This window comes from Microbispora sp. CL1-1 (assembly GCF_012034195.1).
GTDB lineage: Bacteria > Actinomycetota > Actinomycetes > Streptosporangiales > Streptosporangiaceae > Microbispora.
Window position 1 is genome coordinate 45918 of sequence record NZ_JAATEK010000020.1, and the last position, 16941, is coordinate 62858.

The 16941-nt window shown below is 71.8% G+C and carries 15 protein-coding genes; 7 read left to right on the forward strand and 8 right to left on the reverse strand.

Annotated features, from left to right (window positions below):
* Position 1: 1 nt before the first annotated feature.
* A complete protein-coding gene (locus HCK04_RS22740; RefSeq protein WP_142649394.1) occupies positions 2-670 on the reverse strand; it encodes a response regulator transcription factor in 669 nt (222 codons plus the stop codon).
* A gap of 154 nt (positions 671-824) precedes the next feature.
* Between HCK04_RS22740 and HCK04_RS22745 the strand changes: the two genes are divergently transcribed.
* Positions 825-1421, forward strand: a complete 597-nt coding sequence (locus tag HCK04_RS22745) for a hypothetical protein (protein ID WP_142649395.1) — start codon at positions 825-827, stop codon at positions 1419-1421.
* A gap of 197 nt (positions 1422-1618) precedes the next feature.
* Here the strand turns inward: HCK04_RS22745 and HCK04_RS22750 are convergent, their stop codons facing one another.
* From HCK04_RS22750 to HCK04_RS22770, 5 genes are all read right to left on the reverse strand, one after another.
* On the reverse strand, positions 1619-2371 hold the full coding sequence (locus tag HCK04_RS22750; protein WP_142649396.1) for an alpha/beta hydrolase: 753 nt from the start codon (positions 2369-2371) through the stop codon (positions 1619-1621).
* 174 nt (positions 2372-2545) lie between these two features.
* Positions 2546-3478 carry an NrfD/PsrC family molybdoenzyme membrane anchor subunit gene (gene nrfD, locus HCK04_RS22755; protein WP_240971703.1) on the reverse strand — a complete coding sequence of 311 codons (933 nt, stop codon included), beginning with the start codon at positions 3476-3478 and terminating at the stop codon, positions 2546-2548.
* 118 nt (positions 3479-3596) lie between these two features.
* Entirely contained in the window at positions 3597-4346 is a 750-nt protein-coding gene (locus HCK04_RS22760) for a 4Fe-4S dicluster domain-containing protein (RefSeq protein ID WP_142649397.1), read from the reverse strand.
* Positions 4339-7506: a formate dehydrogenase gene (gene fdh / locus HCK04_RS22765; protein WP_142649398.1), complete on the reverse strand. Its 3168-nt coding sequence runs from the start codon at positions 7504-7506 to the stop codon at positions 4339-4341. The genes HCK04_RS22760 and fdh overlap by 8 nt, the downstream gene beginning before the upstream one ends.
* Positions 7507-7535: 29 nt before the next feature.
* Positions 7536-10442, reverse strand: coding sequence for an AfsR/SARP family transcriptional regulator (locus HCK04_RS22770; RefSeq protein ID WP_142649399.1), 2907 nt, complete (start codon positions 10440-10442; stop codon positions 7536-7538).
* A 100-nt stretch (positions 10443-10542) separates the two neighbouring features.
* Between HCK04_RS22770 and HCK04_RS22775 the strand changes: the two genes are divergently transcribed.
* The 3 genes from HCK04_RS22775 to HCK04_RS22785 all read left to right on the forward strand — a co-directional run bounded on the left by HCK04_RS22775 (position 10543) and on the right by HCK04_RS22785 (position 13460).
* The gene (locus tag HCK04_RS22775) at positions 10543-11442 is read left to right on the forward strand and encodes a M23 family metallopeptidase (RefSeq protein WP_142649400.1); all 900 of its coding nucleotides are present in this window, start codon (positions 10543-10545) and stop codon (positions 11440-11442) included.
* Between the two features lie 5 nt (positions 11443-11447).
* Positions 11448-12974 (forward strand): peptidoglycan recognition family protein, encoded by a 1527-nt coding sequence (locus HCK04_RS22780; RefSeq protein ID WP_142649401.1) that lies wholly within the window; start codon positions 11448-11450, stop codon positions 12972-12974.
* 195 nt (positions 12975-13169) lie between these two features.
* A complete protein-coding gene (locus HCK04_RS22785; protein ID WP_142649402.1) occupies positions 13170-13460 on the forward strand; it encodes a hypothetical protein in 291 nt (96 codons plus the stop codon).
* Between the two features lie 105 nt (positions 13461-13565).
* Here HCK04_RS22785 and HCK04_RS22790 read toward each other — a convergent pair whose 3' ends face one another.
* Positions 13566-14213, reverse strand: coding sequence for a nitroreductase family protein (locus HCK04_RS22790; RefSeq protein WP_142649403.1), 648 nt, complete (start codon positions 14211-14213; stop codon positions 13566-13568).
* An 11-nt stretch (positions 14214-14224) separates the two neighbouring features.
* Positions 14225-14404, reverse strand: a complete 180-nt coding sequence (locus HCK04_RS22795; RefSeq protein WP_142649404.1) for a hypothetical protein — start codon at positions 14402-14404, stop codon at positions 14225-14227.
* Between the two features lie 131 nt (positions 14405-14535).
* Here HCK04_RS22795 and HCK04_RS22800 point away from each other — a divergent pair, with 131 nt between their 5' ends.
* From HCK04_RS22800 to HCK04_RS22810, 3 genes are all read left to right on the forward strand, one after another.
* Complete coding sequence (locus tag HCK04_RS22800; protein ID WP_142649405.1) at positions 14536-14985, forward strand: MarR family transcriptional regulator; 450 nt, start codon at positions 14536-14538, stop codon at positions 14983-14985.
* A 380-nt stretch (positions 14986-15365) separates the two neighbouring features.
* Positions 15366-15947: a histidine kinase gene (locus tag HCK04_RS22805; protein WP_312845761.1), complete on the forward strand. Its 582-nt coding sequence runs from the start codon at positions 15366-15368 to the stop codon at positions 15945-15947.
* A gap of 340 nt (positions 15948-16287) precedes the next feature.
* Complete coding sequence (locus HCK04_RS22810; RefSeq protein ID WP_168066186.1) at positions 16288-16902, forward strand: hypothetical protein; 615 nt, start codon at positions 16288-16290, stop codon at positions 16900-16902.
* The last annotated feature ends 39 nt before the right edge of the window (positions 16903-16941 follow it).

The following is a 16941-nucleotide window of genomic DNA, read 5'->3' on the forward strand; positions in this document are numbered from 1 at the left end:
GTCAGCCCTCCAGCCGGTAGCCCACGCCCCGCACGGTCTTCAGCGTCGTCCGTCCGAACGGTTTGTCGATCTTGCGGCGCAGCGCGCTGATGTAGACCTCGACGACGTTCGAATCGCCGTCGTACGCGAAGTCCCATGCCTGGGCGAGCAGCTCGGCCTTGGTCACCACCTCGCCCGCGTGCCGCGCCAGGCAGTGCAGGATCGCGAACTCCTTGGGCGTCAACGCGATCTGCACGTCCCCGCGACTGCACTTCAGCCCCGCCGGATCGACCCGGAGGTCCCCGACGGTCAGCGTCGTCGGCCGCTCCCGCACCTTGCGCCGGGCCAGTGCTCTCAGCCGCGCCAGCAATACGACGTACGAAAACGGCTTGGTCAGATAATCGTCCGCGCCGATGTCCAGCGCCTCCGCCTCGTCGTACTCCCCGTCCTTCGCGGTCAGCATGAGGATCGGCGTCCAGTTTCCGGCCTCCCGCAGCTTCGCGCAGACTCCGTAGCCGTGCAGCAGCGGCAGCATCACATCCAGCACGATCACGTCGTACGAATGCTCGGTCGCCATCCACAGGCCCTCGCGCCCGTCGTGAGCGAGATCGACCGCGAAGCCCTCTTTGGTCAGGCCGTCTTTGAGCAGCTCGGTCAGCCTGCGTTCGTCTTCCACCAGAAGTAGGCGCACCTCAACAGGGTGAAGGTGCGCACCTAAGAGAAACATGAAGATCGTCTTTGCCTCTTCAGGGTCGCTTCAGGTAGGGGAGCCCAAACTCCTGAGCGTTCCGTCAACCGATCACGGCCGGCCCCACGGGCAGGCCGATCCAGGGAGTGACCAGAGAATGAGGAAGAGGAGCATGATCCTCGCGGGGGTCATCATGACGGTGGGCCTCGGCATCGGCGGCAGCACGGCCGCGTCCGCGACCTCCACCGGTGCCCCGAAGCCGGGGGTCGTCTGCGCCGTGAAGGGTGGGCCGACGGCCGCGGAGAAGGGCAAGACCACCGTCAAAGTCGACAAGGACGGCAGGGTCTTCGTGAACGGCAAGGAGGTCTCGAAGAGTGAGCTGAAGACCCTCTGCGAGAAGCTCCCGCTGCCCGGCAAGGGCGTCGTCTGCATGGTGCACAAGAAGGGCGGCACGTTCAGAGGGGACACGATCAGAAGGGTCAAGACCAGGATCGGCAGGGTCTTCGTGGACGGCAAGGAGATCCCGAAGAACAAGCAGAGCGCTCGCTGCCAGAAGCTCCCGCTGCCCGGCAAGGGCGTCATCTGCATCGTGCACAAGAAGGGCGAGGGCGGCGGGTTCGGCACGAGCGACGAGAAGACCTACGTCGACGGCAAGCCGGTGCACGCCACGTGCCCCCCGCCCAAGAAGCCCGGTAAGGGCATGGACGACGTGCACGCCGGGGACGACACCCCGGTGATCATCACGCCGAACTGACACACGACTCGCCGCAGGCGGTGACCATCCCATCCGAACGTCCCGCCGGCCCACCTCGCCGACGGGACGTTTCCGGCACCTCATCGGCCTGGCCGCCCGCGGCGTGATGGAGGGTCCAGCAGCCGCTCCCGCCTGAGCCGTGACAGGGCGGTGCCCGGGGTCGCGGCGCCCGGATTCCCGGACGCCGCGACCGTACGTCAGGCCGGTCGGCGAAGGTGCCGGGCGAAGAAGCGGACCGCGCTGTCGGCCTCGAACCTGGGCAGTTCCTTGTGCCTGCCCGCGTTGCCGTGCAGCGTCTTCTCCTTCGAGGCGAAGGCGTCGAACAGGGCGAGAGCGGCCTCGCGCGGGATGTGCTCGTCGTCCCACTGCATGTCGAACTCGATCGGTACGGTGATCTGCTTCGCCTTCTCGATCAGGACGTCGGGCCAGTGCTGGCCGAAGACCGCGGCCGTGATCCTGGGTTCGACCGCCACCAGCGGTACGCCGATCGCGGTGCCCATGTTGATGCCGAAGTAGCCGACCGGCCCGTCGGAGCCGATCTCCGGAAGCTCCTGGAGCGCGTCCAGTGCCGCCCGCCATTCGGGCACGGCGAGCTCCGCCAAATGGGCGTTGTAGCGGACGACGATCGGTCCTTCCGGCTCGCCCGCCGCCCTGGCCCGGAACAGCTCGGCGATCTCCTGCTCGTCGTGCGCCGTACGCGGCCGGTCGCCGTGCCCGGGCGCGTCGATGACGGCGACGTGGAAGCCGCAGACGGTCACGAGGAGGCGGGCGCGGCCGGCCATCGCCGGATGCTTCTTGTGGTTGCCGCCGCCGTGGCCCATCAGGACCAGAGGCGCGCGGCCGGTGCCGGGAGCCGGCGACCAGAGGACTCCGGGGACGTCGCCCACGGTGAAATCACGTTCGATCACGCCGTCCGAGGACGACTCGGCGGTGAACCGCAGAGAGTGCACAGGTGTTGCCTTTCGGGAGAGTCTTGGCGCTCCCGGCGACACCTACGTCGATCACCCGGCCGTGACGGGAAGGGGGAGCACCCACGTCGTTCCTGCGTTCATGGGTCTCACCTCCTCGGCCGGTCACGGTCACCGGCACGCTACCAGGCTCGCCGATCGTCTCTCCAACCATTTTCAGCGGCCGGGGACAGAGGCGGGGCGGCCCGCGTCGAGGCGGTCACGCTGTGGCACGACGGTGTACTTGGGGTCCCTGGCCGAGGCCCGGCCCGCCGCCAGCACGCCGAACCGGGTGCACAGCGCTCCGGCCGTGATCGCCACTGCGGACAGCGCGGTGAGGGCCCGGCTCCGCCCGGCGACCGTGGCGAGCAGGCCGCCGCCGAGGGTGAGCACGCGGGAGGCCCGCATGAGCCTGCCCGCCCTGCCCGTCCGGTACGGCTCGCCGACCAGGCCGAGGCGGTGCTCCAGCAGCCCGCCGGCGACGATCTCGGCCATGGCGCCCGCCGCGGCGGTGCGGGCGGGCCCCGCCAGCGCCCGGGGCGTGGTCAGCATGACGGCCGCGCCCGCCGAGGCGAGCGCGCTCCCGGCGAACAGGAACGGCAGCTCGCGCATGCCCTCGTGCCAGGCGGGGACGGCGGTGTCGGCCAGCAGGACGGCCGTGTAGGTGGCCATCGCCACGCCGCTCAGGCCGCTCGCGACCGACGCGGCGTCGCCCGCGAGGGGCAGCAGGCCGGTCACCGCGGAGCCCGCCGCGACTCCGGCCAGCCCGCTGTGGGCGGCCAGCGTCCACGAGCCGACGCTCATCGGCGAGGTGAGCTTGAACACCCGCAGCATGTTGAGGAAGCGCATCGGCCTGCCCAGCTCGGCCACGAGGAAGACGGTTCCGGCGCCCGCCCCGGCGAAGGCGGCCATGCGGGCGGCCAGCCCCAGCCGATCCCGCCCGGTGAGGCGGGCGGCCGCCGCCATCACGCCCGCCGCGCCGGACAGCCCGCCCAGATAGAGGTACGCCGGCATGTGGGGCTCGTGCCAGAGGGGCTGCTTGATGACCGGCTGGCCGTAGTAGGACCGGAACTCGGCGTCCGGCACCATCTCGTCGCGCCGCCTCGGCATCAGGTCCTCCCCACAGAAACGATCACGTCCTGCTCCGCGCCGCGTGTCACGGCCTGCTCCACACGAAGCGTCTTGTCCTGCTCCCCACGAAGCCTCATGTCCTGCTCCGCAGGCGGTGTCACGGCTTTCTCCGTACGAACGAGACGGCCACTCCGGCGGCCACGGCGAGCGCGGCGCCGCCGGCCCAGCGCCACATCGCGGGCAGGTCACGGGTGGTCACCACGGGATCGGGCGGCAGGCCGTACGTCTCGGGCTCGTCCAACAAGAGGAAGAAGGCACCCGTGCCGCCCACCCCGTTGTCCGGGTCCGCGCCGTACAGCCGGGCCTCGGTCGCGCCCTCGGCGTGCAGCCGTTCGACCCGTTCCTCGGCCCGCTGCCGCAGCTCGTCGAGCGGCCCGAACTGGATGGACTTCGTCGGGCACGCCTTGGCGCAGGCGGGCTCCATGCCGCCGCGCAGGCGGTCGTAGCAGAGCGTGCACTTCCAGGCCCGGCCGTCGTCCTGCCTGCGGTCGATCACGCCGTACGGGCAGGCGGGCACGCAGTAGCCGCAGCCGTTGCAGACGTCGGGCTGGACGACGACGGTGTCGAACTCGGTGCGGAACAACGCGCCGGTGGGGCAGACGTCGAGGCAGGCGGCGTGGGTGCAGTGCTTGCACACGTCGGACGACATCAGCCACCGGCCGTCCTGCTCGATGAACGCGACATGCCGCCAGGTGCTCGCGCCGAGCGCGCCGGTGTTGTCGTAGGAGGTGGCCCGGAACACGAACCCGTCGTCGGGCACGTCGTTCCACTCCTTGCAGGCCACCTCGCAGGCCTTGCATCCGATGCAGATGGACGTGTCGGTGAAGAACCCCACCCGCTCAGCCATGGCGATACCTCTCGATCAGGTCGAGCAGCGCCGGGCCGCGCGGGCGGCGTCCGGGCAGGACGTCGCAGGTGCCGGCCTTGCTCTCCTGGATGTAGACGTTCGGGTCGAGCACGATCGACGGCAGGTCGTTGACGACGTCCCCGGTGATCACCCCGCCGCTGCTGTATCCCCAGTGGTACGGCATGACGATCTGGTGGACGACCTTCCCGTTGAGCCGCAGGGGCCGTACGCGGCCGGTGACGAGCACGCGCAGCTCGATCGCGGTGCGCGCGGTGACGATCGTCGCCCAGTCGCCGTTGTCCAGGCCGAGCTCCTCGGCCATCTCCCGCGACATCTCGCAGAACGCCTCCGGCTGGAGCTCCGCCAGGTACGGCAGGGGCCTGCTCATGGCGCCCGTCGTGTGGTGCTCGGTGAGCCTGCTCGTCGTGTAGACGTACGGGAACCGGGGCGACAGCGCCGGGTTGTACGGGTTCTCCGGGTGGTCGATGGTGCGGCGGGCCGGGTTGGCCTGCTGACCGTAGAGCGCGTTGCGCACGGGCGACTCGTGCGGCTCGTAGTGGGCGGGCAGCGGCCCGTCGGACAGGCCGGACGGGACGTACAGCCAGCCCCTGCCGTCCGACTGCATGATGAACGGGTCGGTGCCGGCCAGCGCGTGCTCGGCCTTGGCCCCCTCGGGCGGCACGTAGTCGGGCGCCTTGTCCTCCTCGAAATCGGGCACGTCCGGCCCGGTCCACTTGGCGCCGTCCCAGTAGACGTACTTCTTGCGTTCGCTCCACGGGCGGCCCTGGGGGTCGGCCGAGGCGCGGTTGTAGAGGACGCGCCGGTTGGCCGGCCAGGCCCAGCCCCATTCGAGCGCGACCGGGCCCTGCTCGGTGTGGGGGGTGCGCCGGGCCGCCATGTTGACCCCGTCGGCGTACACCCCGCAGTAGATCCAGCAGCCGCAGCTCGTCGAGCCGTCGGGCTTCAGCTCACGCAGCGACGCCAGCAGGCGGCCGTCGGCGGCCCGGCCGTTGATCTCGCGCAGCACGGCCGCGGCGTCGGGGTCGCGCTGCGCGCCGACCTCCGGGTAGTCCCAGGTCAGCTCCTTGACCGGCCGGTCGATGTCGTCGTCGCCGAGCCGCTGCCTGATCCGCTTGCCGAGGTGGTAGTAGAACCACAGGTCGCTGCGGCAGTCGCCGGGCGGGTCGAGGGCCTTCTCTCGCCACTGCAGCAGCCGCTGGGTGTTGGTGAACGTGCCCTCCTTCTCCACATGGCTCGCGGCGGGCATGAAGAAGACCTCGGTGCCGATCTCCTCGGTGCGCAGCTCGCCCGTCTCGATCTCGGGCGCGTCCTTCCAGAACGTCGCGGTCTCGACCAGCACGAGGTCGCGGACCACCAGCCATTCGAGGTTGGCCAGGCCCAGCCGCTGCGCTCTGCCGTTGGCCGAGCCGACCGCCGGGTTCTCGCCCACGACGAAGTAGCCCTTGACCGTGCCGTCGATCTGGCCCATCACGGTCGCGTAGTGGCCGTGGTCGCCGGTGAGGCGCGGCAGGTAGTCGAAGCAGTAGTCGTTGGCCTCCGTCGCCGCGTCGCCCCACCACGCCTTGAGCAGGCTGACGACGTACGCCCGCCGGTTGCCCCACCAGCCGGTGTCGGCGCCCTCGCGTTCCAGGTAGTGGTCGAAGCCCTCGTGCCGGTGGGCGTGCGGCATCGCGATGTAGCCCGGCAGCAGGTTGAACAGGGTCGGGATGTCGGTGGAGCCCTGGATGCTCGCGTGGCCGCGCAGCGCCATGATGCCGCCGCCCGGCCGGCCCATGTTGCCCAGCAGGAGCTGCAGGATCGCGGCGGCCCTGATGTACTGCACGCCGACCGAGTGCTGCGTCCAGCCCACCGAGTAGACCCACGCCGTGGTCCGCTCGCGGCCCGAGTTGGCCGTGATCGCCTCGGCCAGCTCGTGGAACAGCTCGGGCGGGATGCCGCACAGCTCCTCGACCATCTCCGGCGTGTAGCGGGAGTAGTGCCGCTTGACGATCTGGTAGACGCACCGCGGGTCGGTCAGCGTCGGGTCCTGGGGCGGCGTCGCGCTCGCGCCCGCGCCGCGCGCGCCGTACGAGTCGGACCCCGCCGCCTCCGCGTGGCGCTCGTCGCCCTCGACCGGCTCCTCCTGCTCGGGCACGTCGCCCTCGTACGCCCAGCTCGACGGGTCATACCTGCCGGTCTCCTCGTCGAAGCCGGAGAACAGGCCGTCGAGGTCCTCGGTGTCGCGGAAGTCCCGGTTCACCAGCGTCGCGGCGTTCGTGTACGCGAGGACGTACTCGCGGAAGTCGAGCCCGTTCGACAGCACGTGGTTGATCAGCGCGCCGAGCAGGACGATGTCAGTACCGGCCCGGATCGGCAGATACCTGTCCACGGTCGCACTCGTACGGCTGAAGCGCGGGTCGATGTGGAAGACCTTCGCGCCGCGCGCCCGCGCCTCCATCACCCACTGGTAGCCCACCGGATGGCACTCGGCCATGTTGGAGCCCTGGATGACGATGCAGTCGGCGTTGGCCAGGTCCTGCTGAGGCTGGGTCGCGCCGCCACGCCCGAAGCTGGTCCCCAGACCGGGGACGGTGGAGGAGTGTCATATGCGCGCCTGGTTCTCGACCTGGATCGCGCCGAGGGCGGTGTAGAGCTTCTTCATCAGGTAGTTCTCTTCGTTGTCGAGCGTCGCCCCGCCCAGGCTGGCGATGCCCAGAGTCCTCCTGACCTCCCGCCCCTCGTGCGTCTGCTGCCAGGTCTCGCGCCGGGTCCGCACGACCCGGTCGGCGATCATGTCCATCGCGGTTTCGAGGTCGAGCGGCTCCCACTCGGTGCCGTACGGCCTGCGGTAGAGCACCGTCGCCTGACGGCCGGGGTGGGTGACGAGCTGCTTGCTGGCCGATCCCTTCGGGCACAGCCGCCCCCGCGAGATCGGCGAGGCGGGGTCGCCCTCGATCTGGGTGACCCTGCCGTCCTTGACGTAGACGAGCTGGCCGCAGCCCACCGCGCAGTAGGGGCAGACGGACCGCGCGACCGTCTCGGCGTCCTCGACGCGGGGCCGCAGGGCGTCCGTACGCGCCGAGCGCGCCGCCCGCCCTCTGCCGTCCTCTCCCTTGAGCTGCCGGATCACCGGCCAGCGGGAGAGCCATCCACCACCCACGACGCCTCTGATGCCCCGCTCATGCCGGTCTAATCACGAGATATCGCCGCGTCGCCCACCACCCGCCGGGACGTGACCGCGTGGAGGTAGCCGCGGGCGAGCGCGCGCCGCCCGGACGAACGGTGCAGCTCGCCGAGCAGCCGCCGCGTGGCCGCCTCCCCGCTCCGGTCGCCGAGCTGCCGGAAGATCGCCAGCGAGCTTTCCAGCCGGGCCGAGCCGTTCCGCCAGTCGCCCCTGGCCGCCTGGAGCCCGCCCAGGCCCTGCATCGCGTACGCCGCGCAGTGCCGGTCGCCATAGCCCTCGAAGATCGTCAGCGCCCGGCCCTGGGCGCGCATCGCCCGCCCGGTCTCGCCCGCGAGGTCGTGCAGGCGGCCGATCTGGAGCGACACGCAGCCCTCCCGGTGGGCGTCCCCGAGCTCGCGCGCCATGCGCAGCGCGCCGCCGAGCCAGTCGGCGGCGCCGTTCAGGTCGCCCGCGCTCAGGCAGCCGCGCCCGAGCGCCTGCCGCGCGTACGCCTCACCGGAGCGGTCGTCGAGCGACACGAACATCGCGAGGGCCCGGCGGAAGTGTCGGGCCGCGGCGACGTGGTCGCCCCTGAACTGGCCGACCGCGCCCAGCCCGCAGACCGACACGGCCTCGCCCCTGACGTCCCCGAGCATGCGGAAGAGCAGCCGGGAGCGGCGGAACATGCCGGCCGCCTGGGCGTACCTGTCCCGATAGAGGGCCACCTGGCCGAGCCCGCGCAGCATGGCGGCCTCCCCCGCCCGGTCTCCTGCGGCGCGGGCGGCCTCCAGGGCGACGCGGTGGGTCTCCTCCCACGCGCCGAGGTGACAGCGCAGGTCGAAGTACGGCACGAGCGCCGCCGCCAGGCCCCAGGCGGCGCCGGTCAGCCCCGCCTCCGCGGCCAGCCGTACGGCCTCGACCAGGGTCTCGTGCTCGGCGCCGAACCAGGAGACCGGATGGGCGCCGACCCGGCGCAGGGCGTCGTCGGGCAGCCGCCAGCGCCGGGCGGCGGGCGAGGTCAGGCGGAAGACCGTGGTGGGCAGGCGGGCCGTGGCGTGTTCCGCGGCGGCCGTCCAGCCCGCGACCACGCGCGCCAGCGCCGGCATGTCCAGCTCGCCCGCCTTGTCCCTGGCGTCGACGCGCAGCAGGTCGGGCAGCCGATATCGGGGCTGGCCGAGGGGATCGGTGCCCACCGGGCGCAGCAGGTTCGCGTCGACCAGCACGTCGGTCACGGCGTCGCTGCGGTGCCGGTCGAGCACCGCGTCGACCACCCAGCCGGGCAGCGGCCGGGTGCCGAGCAGTCCGAGCGCCCGGAACGTGCGCGCGGCGTCGTCGGGCAGCAGGCGATAGCTGCGGTCGAAGGACTCCCGCACCACCAGATCGCCGGCGCGCAGCTCGGCGAGCCTGACCGTCTCGTCGTCGAGCCGCCGCCGCAGCACGGCCGGGGACCAGCCGGGACGGGCGGCCAGCCGCGCCCCGGCCACCCGGATCGCGAGCGGCAGCCGGCCACAGGCCCGCACGATGGCGGCGGCCTCCTCCGGCTCCCGCTCCAGCCGCTCCGCGCCGACGATCGCCGTCAGCAGCTCCAGCGCCTCCGCCTGGGGCAGGACGTCCAGGTCGATACGGGCGGCGCCGGGCAGTTCGGTGATGCGGCGTCTGCCGGTGACGACGACGGCGCTGCCGCCGCCCGGCAGCAGCGGCCCCACCTGCGCGGCGCCCGCCGCGTCGTCGAGCACGACCAGCATCGGCCGTACGGCGAGCAGCGTGCGGTAGAGCGCGGCGCGCTCGTGAACGGTGGGCGGCAGCGGCTCCGCCGCGTCCAGCGCACGCAGTGCCTCGGCCAGCAGCTCTCCCGGCTCCGCCGGTGATCCCGCCGCGCCGTCCCGCGGGTCGGTGCCGCCGAGCGACAGGAAGAGCTGGCCGTGCGGGTACGCCTCGCGGACGGCGTGGGCGCAGCGCACCGCGAGCGCGGTCTTGCCGACGCCCGGCGGCCCGGTGACGACGGCGACCCCGCCCGGGGCGAGCGCCCGGGTCAGCGCCGCGACCTCGGCGGCCCGCCCGGTGAAGTCCACCAGGTCCGGCGGCAGCTGACGCGGCACGACGGGGTGAGCGCCGCCGCCGGAACGGGTGGCGGGCTTGATGGGCTTGACGATGAGGCCGTGCTTGGCGGGTGGTCGTGGGGGCGGCTCCCCGGCGAGCACTGCAGCGTGCGCCCGGCGCAGCTCGGGCCCCGGCCCGACGCCGAGCTCGCTCACGAGGTGTTCGCGGATCGTGCCGAAGGCGCGCAGCGCCTCACCCTGCCGTCCCGACCAGTGCAGGGCCAGCATGAGCCTGCCCCACAGGTCCTCGCGGAAAGGATGGTCGGCGAGCAGGGCGCGCAGCTCCCCGGCCGCCTCGCCGTACTCTCCGGCCGCCATCAGCAGCTCGACCAGGTCTTCCGCGGCGCGCAGCCGTGCCTGCGCGAGCCGTCCGAGCCTGCGGTCCCACAGCGGGCTGCCGGGCAGATCGGACAGCGGGACGCCCTGCCACAGCGCCAGCGCCCGTGCCAGCAGGCCGGCCGCCTCGTCCGGCCGGCCCCGCGCCCGGCGCTCCCGCGCGGCGGTCACCCGCTCCTCGAACAGCAGCAGGTCGAGCTCATGTGGCGGCAGCTCGATCGCGTACCCCGACCCGATGGCCCGGATGCGAGCCGGGGCGGGCCCGAGCTCCGCGCGCAGCGCGCTCGCGTACGTGCGGAGGTTGGCCGCGGCCGAGCGCGGCCGGTGGTCCGGCCACAGCACCTCGGCGAGCACGTCGCCGCCGACGGTGTGGTTGGCGTGGAGGAGAAGGGTGGCCAGGAGCATGCGGGGCTTCGGCCCGCCGAGCCGTGGCGCCGTGCCCGGCAGGCGGACCTCCAGGGGACCGAGCACGCTGAACATAGGCCGATCGACTGTCATGACCGTGTTGCTCCTCGAAGGACCGGTTCGCCATGACTCGCGCAGTCTTTGTACCCAACTCTTGATGTTTTTTGTGCGGCAGATTCCGACTCTTTTGGTCATGAGACTCAAATCGCTTGTCACGGCGGGTTTCGCGCTGGTCCTGGGCCTCGCGTTCGGCACCGCCACCGCCCCGGCGGCCTCCGCAGCGGGTGCGCGCCCGAACTTCCAGATGCCGTTCCCCTGTGGCCAGACGTGGACGGGCAACTCCAGCGCGAGCAGCGCCCACCAGTCGTACGAGATCGACTTCAACCGGGGCAGCACGGCCGACGCCGACTACGGCGACACGGTCGTGGCCGCGGCGGCCGGCACCGTCGTCATCTCGGCCCACCAGGGCTCGACGAACGGCTTCGGCAACCTCATCAAGATCGACCACGGTGGCGGCTGGTTCACCTACTACGCCCACCTGAGCGTGCGCTCGGTGGGCGAGGGGGCCCACGTGAACCAGGGGCAGAAGATCGGCGAGGTCGGCAACACCAGCAAGCCGGGCAACAACATCTCCCCGCACCTGCACTACGAGGTGCGCACGAGCGACACGACCTACCCCGCCAACATCCAGAAGGCGGTGTTCAACGGGGTCACCTTCGGCTACCCCGCGCAGACCGTGACCTCGCAGAACTGCGGCGGCGGATCGACCAACCCCTACACCCCGCAGGAGGTCTGCGGCAGCGGCTACTCGGTGATCGACTCGGCCGGCCTCGGCACGGCGGGCACCGTCTATCTGCTCTACAACTCCGGCAACGGCTACAACTGCGTCGTCACGATGAAGAAGACCTCGCTGGGCACGCCCACCGCGACCACCGCCTACCTGGAGGTCAAGGGCAAGAGCCGGGTGACCGACTCGGGCAACTTCGGCTACTACGCCGGACCGGTGCGCGCCTCGGCCGCCGGCACCTGCGTCAAGTGGGGCGGCAAGGCGGGCTCGAACACCTACGACAGCCCCTTCGAGCACTGCGGCTGATCCCCATGACCGCATCCCCGATCGTCCGCGCGCCCCGATGTGCGGCCCTGACCGCCGCGGGCGTCGTGACGCTCCTGCTGTGCCTGGCCGGGCTCGTCCCGGCCGGGCCTGCCTCAGCCGGACCCGCCTCAGCCGGACCCGCCTCGGCCGGGCCTGCCTCGGCCGCCGAGGGCCCGCTCGCCACCGCCTTCACGCAGGCGGCGGCGGCCCACGGCGTCCCCCGCGACCTGCTCGTCGCGCTCGCCTACGCCGAGACCCACCTCGACGGCCACGGCGGCAGGCCGAGCGCGAGCGGCGGCTACGGCGTGGCGCACCTGGTCAGCAACCCCACGCTGCACACCCTGGAGGAGGCGGCAAAGCTCACCGGAGCGCCGGTCGCCTCGCTCAAGGCCGACGACACGGCCAACGTGGCGGGCGCGGCGGCCGTCCTGCGGGCCAGGGCCGACGCCCTGGGCCTGGACGCCGCCGCCCGCGCCGACTCCGACCGCTGGTACACCGCCGTCGCGCGCTACGGCGGGGCGAGCACGCCCGAGGTCGCCCGGCTGTACGCCGACGCCGTCTACGACCTGCTGTCGGCCGGGTTCACCGCGCGGACGCCGGCGGGCGAGACGATCACGGTGGCCGCCCGTCCGGCGCATCCCGACCGGGGAGCCCTCGCGAACGCCCGCGACCTCGGCCTGCCGGAGAACAACCGCACGCTCGCCGCGGCGGCCGTCGACTACCCCGGCGCGACGTGGGTGGCCGCCAGCAGCGCCAACTACGCCGTGTCCGACCGGCCGGCGAGCGACTCCATCGACCGCATCGTCATCCACGTCACCCAGGGCTCGTACGCCGGGACGATCTCCTGGTTCCAGAACCCCGCCGCCCAGGTGTCCGCGCACTACGTCGTACGGTCGTCCGACGGCGCGATCACCCAGATGGTGCGGGAGAAGGACCGGGCCTGGCACGCGGGCAACTCCGACTACAACCACCACTCCGTCGGCATCGAGCACGAGGGATACGTCGACAACGCGTCGTGGTTCACCGACGCGATGTACCGCTCCTCGGCCGCCCTCGTGCGCTCCATCGCCGCGCGGTACGGCATCCCCACCGACCGGTCGCACATCGTGGGGCACTCCCAGGTCCCCGGCACCGACCACACCGATCCCGGGCCCAACTGGAACTGGACCACGTACATGCAGTACGTCACGGGCGGCGGCGGCACCGGGAACCCGTACACGCCGGAGCAGGTGTGCGGCGACGGTTACTCGGTGATCGACTCGGCCGGCCTCGGCACGGCGGGCTCCGTCTATCTGCTCTACAACTCCGGCAACGGCTACAACTGCGTCGTCACGTTGAAGAAGACCTCGCTGGGCACGCCCACCGCGACCACCGCGTACCTGGAGGTCCAGGGCAAGAGCCGGGTGACCGACTCGGGCAACTTCGGCTACTACGCCGGGCCGGTACGGGCGGCAGCGGCGGACAAGTGCGTTAAATGGGGTGGCAAGGCGGGCTCGAACACCTACGACAGCCCCTTCGAGCACTGCGGCTGACCTTTTCCGGCATCGGTTCGTGATCCGGGGCCTCCGCGCGCCGCACTGCGCGGGGGCCCTCCGGTGCTGGTGCGGAGATCTGCGAAAGCATGGGCTGTGGGGTGTAGAGGCCGCAGGGAGGGCATTAAGGCCCTGATGCAGCCCGCTCCGCGGGCGATCCGTGCCCGCGGAACCACCCTCACGCAGAGGACGTCGATGAACGACCAGCCGCCCGAGTGGGCGAGAAATCTTGAGAAGGCGGCGATCGAGGCGGCCAGGGCCGTCGAACGCGCCGGCCGGGCACTCGGCAAGGCGGTGGAGCAGGCGGGGCGCACCGCCAAGGCCCAGGCCGCGATGGCGGCGGCCTACCAGGCCGACCTGGAAACGCTGGAAAAGGTGCTGCGGGGCCTCCCCGCGGAGCAGGTCAGGGACATCTCGGCCGCCGCGGCGGTGGTCACGGCGACCGCCGACCGGGTGCTGTCCCAGACGCCGAAGGACGACCTCTGAACCTGGCTCCGGCCCCGACGCGGCGGGACACGGACGTTCGCGAACCGGCAGTGGGTCCGCGGCCTTTGCGGCTCGGGTCAGATGGTCGGCCTGGTGGCCGGGCGTTCACCATCCTTCCCAGTGCAGGACCTGGTCACGTGGGATGCGGCGCGCGGGTTTGAAGTCGGTGCCGATCGTGTAGGCGAGCGGGATGAACGCGGCGAGCATGACCTCGTCGTAGGGGACGCCCAGGGTGGCGGCGAGCTCGCGTTCGAGGGGTCCCTGGGCGGTGGTCCATGTGGTGCCGAGGCCGCGGGCGCGGGCGGCGAGCATGAAGCTCCAGGTCGCGGGCAGGATGGATCCCCATGTGCCGGATTGGACGGCCGCCGAGGCGTGATCGGTGCGTCCTTCGATGGCGGGGATGACGAACGCCGGGACGCGGTGGATGTTGTCGGTCAGGTGCCGTAGCCCCTCGAACACGCCCTGGGTGGAGCGCGGAGCGTGGTTCATGCGGCGGAGGTCGTGTTCGTTCAGTGGTTGGCCCTCCGCGACGGCGAGCGCGCGGCGGAAGATGTCGCCCACCTTGCGGCGCAGGCACGGCTCGGTGACCACGATGAAGTGCCAGCGTTGCCGGTTGCGTCCGGTGGGTGCTTGGGTGGCCAGGTCGATGCATTCCTCGATGAGCTCGCGCGGGACGGGCCGGTCGAAGTCGAGCCGCTTGCGGACGGCCCGGGTGGTGGACAGCAGTTCGTCGGGGGTCAGGTTGAGGGTCATCGTCATGCTCCTCATGCGCGTGTGGAGGTCGGTGCGGTGGTCGCCGGTTCGCCGGCCGCGGGTTCGACGCCGGCTCGCAGGCCGAGGCAGGCGATGAGCACGCCGAGCAGCGAGAAGGATCCGGCGGTAAGGAACGCCGCTGCGCACAGCAGGATCAGGGCCGCCGCCGCCCGGCGGTCGGAACGCATCACCAGAGCCCTCCGTCTTTGAGCAGATGATCTACAGCAAGACGAAACCGTATTCTCACAAACAATCTGCTGTCAAACAATCGCCTGACAGATGGCCCTGGTAGCCTCGGACGGGTCGACAATGCAGGAGACCCATGCCTTCCAAGCCCGCCCGGCCGGCGTACTTCCCGACGCTGGCGGCCGAACGCCCGGACATCGCGATGTGCCGCGCCTCGGCGTACCTGGCCCGCGCCGCCGACGCCCACGCCACCCGGCACGGCCTCGGCGTCGGCCAGCACCTGGTGCTGAAGATGCTCGACGCCGTCGGCCCTTGCTCCCAGCAGGCGCTCAGCGAGGAACTGCGGATCGACCGCAGCGTCATGGTGAACGTGTGCGACGACCTGGAGCAGTCCGGATTCGTCCGCCGCGAACGCAACCCCGACGATCGCCGCTCTTACGCCGTCACCATCACCGACAAGGGCCGCGAACGCCTCGCCGAGGCCGAGAGCACCGTCTCCTCCTACCTGGAAGAAGCATTCGCCCCTCTCACCACCGGCGAACGCGCCCAGCTCACTGCCCTGGTCTGCAAGCTCATGCAGCTCTGATCTCGGGGCAGGCGCGAACGATGCGTTGGTCGTCTCCGATCGTTCCCCGGCCCGTGAACGATGCGGCGGAGGGTGGAGCGGCCGACGCCGTACTGCATGGCGAGGTGATGCTCATCATCTTCCGGCGCATTCCGGCCGCCTCCCTGGAGGACCGGCGGCCGAGCGGCACGCCGATATCCACAGCCTGTGGATGACCGTCCGGAGCTGCGGTTTTCGGCACCCCTGATGTGAGGCGCACCGTAGGAAGCCCGGCGGCGCCCCTCATGGTGACCGCACCACCCGGCTTCTAGCGTCAATCCGCATGAACAGCACCGAAATCGGAGGAATCGCCGGGTGGGCGATGGAGCATCGACGAGCCGGCCAGGACCCGCGCCGGCATCGTGAGCGCGGTCGACCAGGAGCGGCGCAGGATCGAACGCGACCTGCACGACGGCGTGCAGCAGCGGCTGGTCGCCCTCGCCGTGCTGATCGGGCGGGCCCGGCGCGGGCGGAGTCCCCAGCTCCTCGACGACCTGCTTCATCAGGCCCACGAGGAGGCGCAGGAGGCCCTGCGCGAGCTGCGCGAGGTCGCCTGGCGGGTCTACCCGGCCGAGCTCGACACGCTCGGGCTGCGCGAGTCCCTGTCCGCCGTCGCCGAGCGGGCCGGAATGCCCGTCACGGTCGCGTACGGCCTCGCCGCCCGCCCGCCCGGCGAGGTCGAGACGGCGATCTACTTCGTCGTACGGGAGGCCGTGACGAACGCCGCCAAGCATGCGGCGGCGGGGCAGGTGCGGGTGGAGATCGTGGAGGACGGCGACACGATCGTCGTGCGGGTGCGCGACGACGGGCGGGGCGGCGCCGACCCCGGCGGTGGCGGCCTGTCCGGGCTGGCCCGCAGGGTCGCCGCGCTGGACGGCCGGTTCCAGGTGGACAGTCCGCCCGGCGGCCCGACCATCGTGAGCGCGGAACTCCCCCGCGAATGACCCCGGCCCGGCCGCCCCCTCCCAATGGGCTCGTCCAGCCCCTCCCGACCAGCTCGCCCACCACCCACCCCGCAGGGACAGCGATCAGCTGTCGCCGGCGTACGCGCGTCGCGTGGCCGTCTCGTTCAGACCGGTGGCTGTTCGCCGTGCGGCGTTATCGTCGGCGACATGACCGATCGATCGCTCGCTTGGGACAACGCGGCCCTTCTAAGGAACCTCTAAAGTTGGCTGAAACCACGCCAGAGGCCGCGATGTTTGCGTTGTCGCCAGGACGCCGGTAATCGTCCGGCGCGCTTCGTGGACGAAAGGCATCACGATGGTGAAACGCACACGACTGGTCGTGGCCGCGATCACGCTCACCACGCTGGCCGCGAGCGGTACGGCCGCGGCGGCCGGTCCGGCCCCGACACCCGGCGCGGTGAAATCCGACGACGCGACGATCAAGCCAGGCGCGAGGGCCGGGGCGGATGCGGACGCCGATCTGGCCGCGATCGCGGCGAAGGTCGGGGTGACGACCGAGCGGCTCGACGCCGCGCTGGTCGCGGCCAAGACGACGCCGGCCGGCTCGGCCGACCTCACGCCGGATGCCTTCGTCGCGGCGGTCGCGGCCGGCCTGGAACTGCCGGTCTCGCAGGTTCGGGATGCTCTGGGACCGATCGTCGCCAAGCCCGCATCCGGTGGCGACAATCAGGGCAAGCCTGACAGCGCGGGCCCAAAGGCCCAAGATGGTTCGCAGGACTCGCCGTTCACCACCGACGCCGCGGCGGCGTCTTTGGCCGCGGCGCTCGGTGTCGGTCAAGCCAAGGCCAAGGCCGCTCTGGCCGCTCTGGTGGCGTCGGACAGAGTCCGCCCGACGTCCAGGGATTTCGGTGACATCGCCGCCTCGCTCGGGGTGGGCTCCGACCGGCTCGAAGCCGCGTTACGCGACCTGAAGCGGTCACTGAGCCAGGGCTGACAGCCACCGCGTCTCACACAACTGCGGCATCGAGGGTGA

Excerpts from the sequence above, each read along its gene's own strand:
- HCK04_RS22775 (WP_142649400.1), top strand. The coding sequence starts at position 10,543 with ATGAGACTCAAATCGCTTGTCACGGCGGGTTTCGCGCTGGTCCTGGGC.
- HCK04_RS22770 (WP_142649399.1), bottom strand. The coding sequence starts at position 10,442 with ATGACAGTCGATCGGCCTATGTTCAGCGTGCTCGGTCCCCTGGAGGTC.
- HCK04_RS22785 (WP_142649402.1), top strand. The coding sequence starts at position 13,170 with ATGAACGACCAGCCGCCCGAGTGGGCGAGAAATCTTGAGAAGGCGGCG.
- HCK04_RS22760 (WP_142649397.1), bottom strand. The coding sequence starts at position 4,346 with ATGGCTGAGCGGGTGGGGTTCTTCACCGACACGTCCATCTGCATCGGA.
- HCK04_RS22780 (WP_142649401.1), top strand. The coding sequence starts at position 11,448 with ATGACCGCATCCCCGATCGTCCGCGCGCCCCGATGTGCGGCCCTGACC.
- nrfD (WP_240971703.1), bottom strand. The coding sequence starts at position 3,478 with ATGCCGAGGCGGCGCGACGAGATGGTGCCGGACGCCGAGTTCCGGTCC.
- HCK04_RS22800 (WP_142649405.1), top strand. The coding sequence starts at position 14,536 with ATGCCTTCCAAGCCCGCCCGGCCGGCGTACTTCCCGACGCTGGCGGCC.
- HCK04_RS22790 (WP_142649403.1), bottom strand. The coding sequence starts at position 14,213 with ATGACCCTCAACCTGACCCCCGACGAACTGCTGTCCACCACCCGGGCC.
- HCK04_RS22745 (WP_142649395.1), top strand. The coding sequence starts at position 825 with ATGAGGAAGAGGAGCATGATCCTCGCGGGGGTCATCATGACGGTGGGC.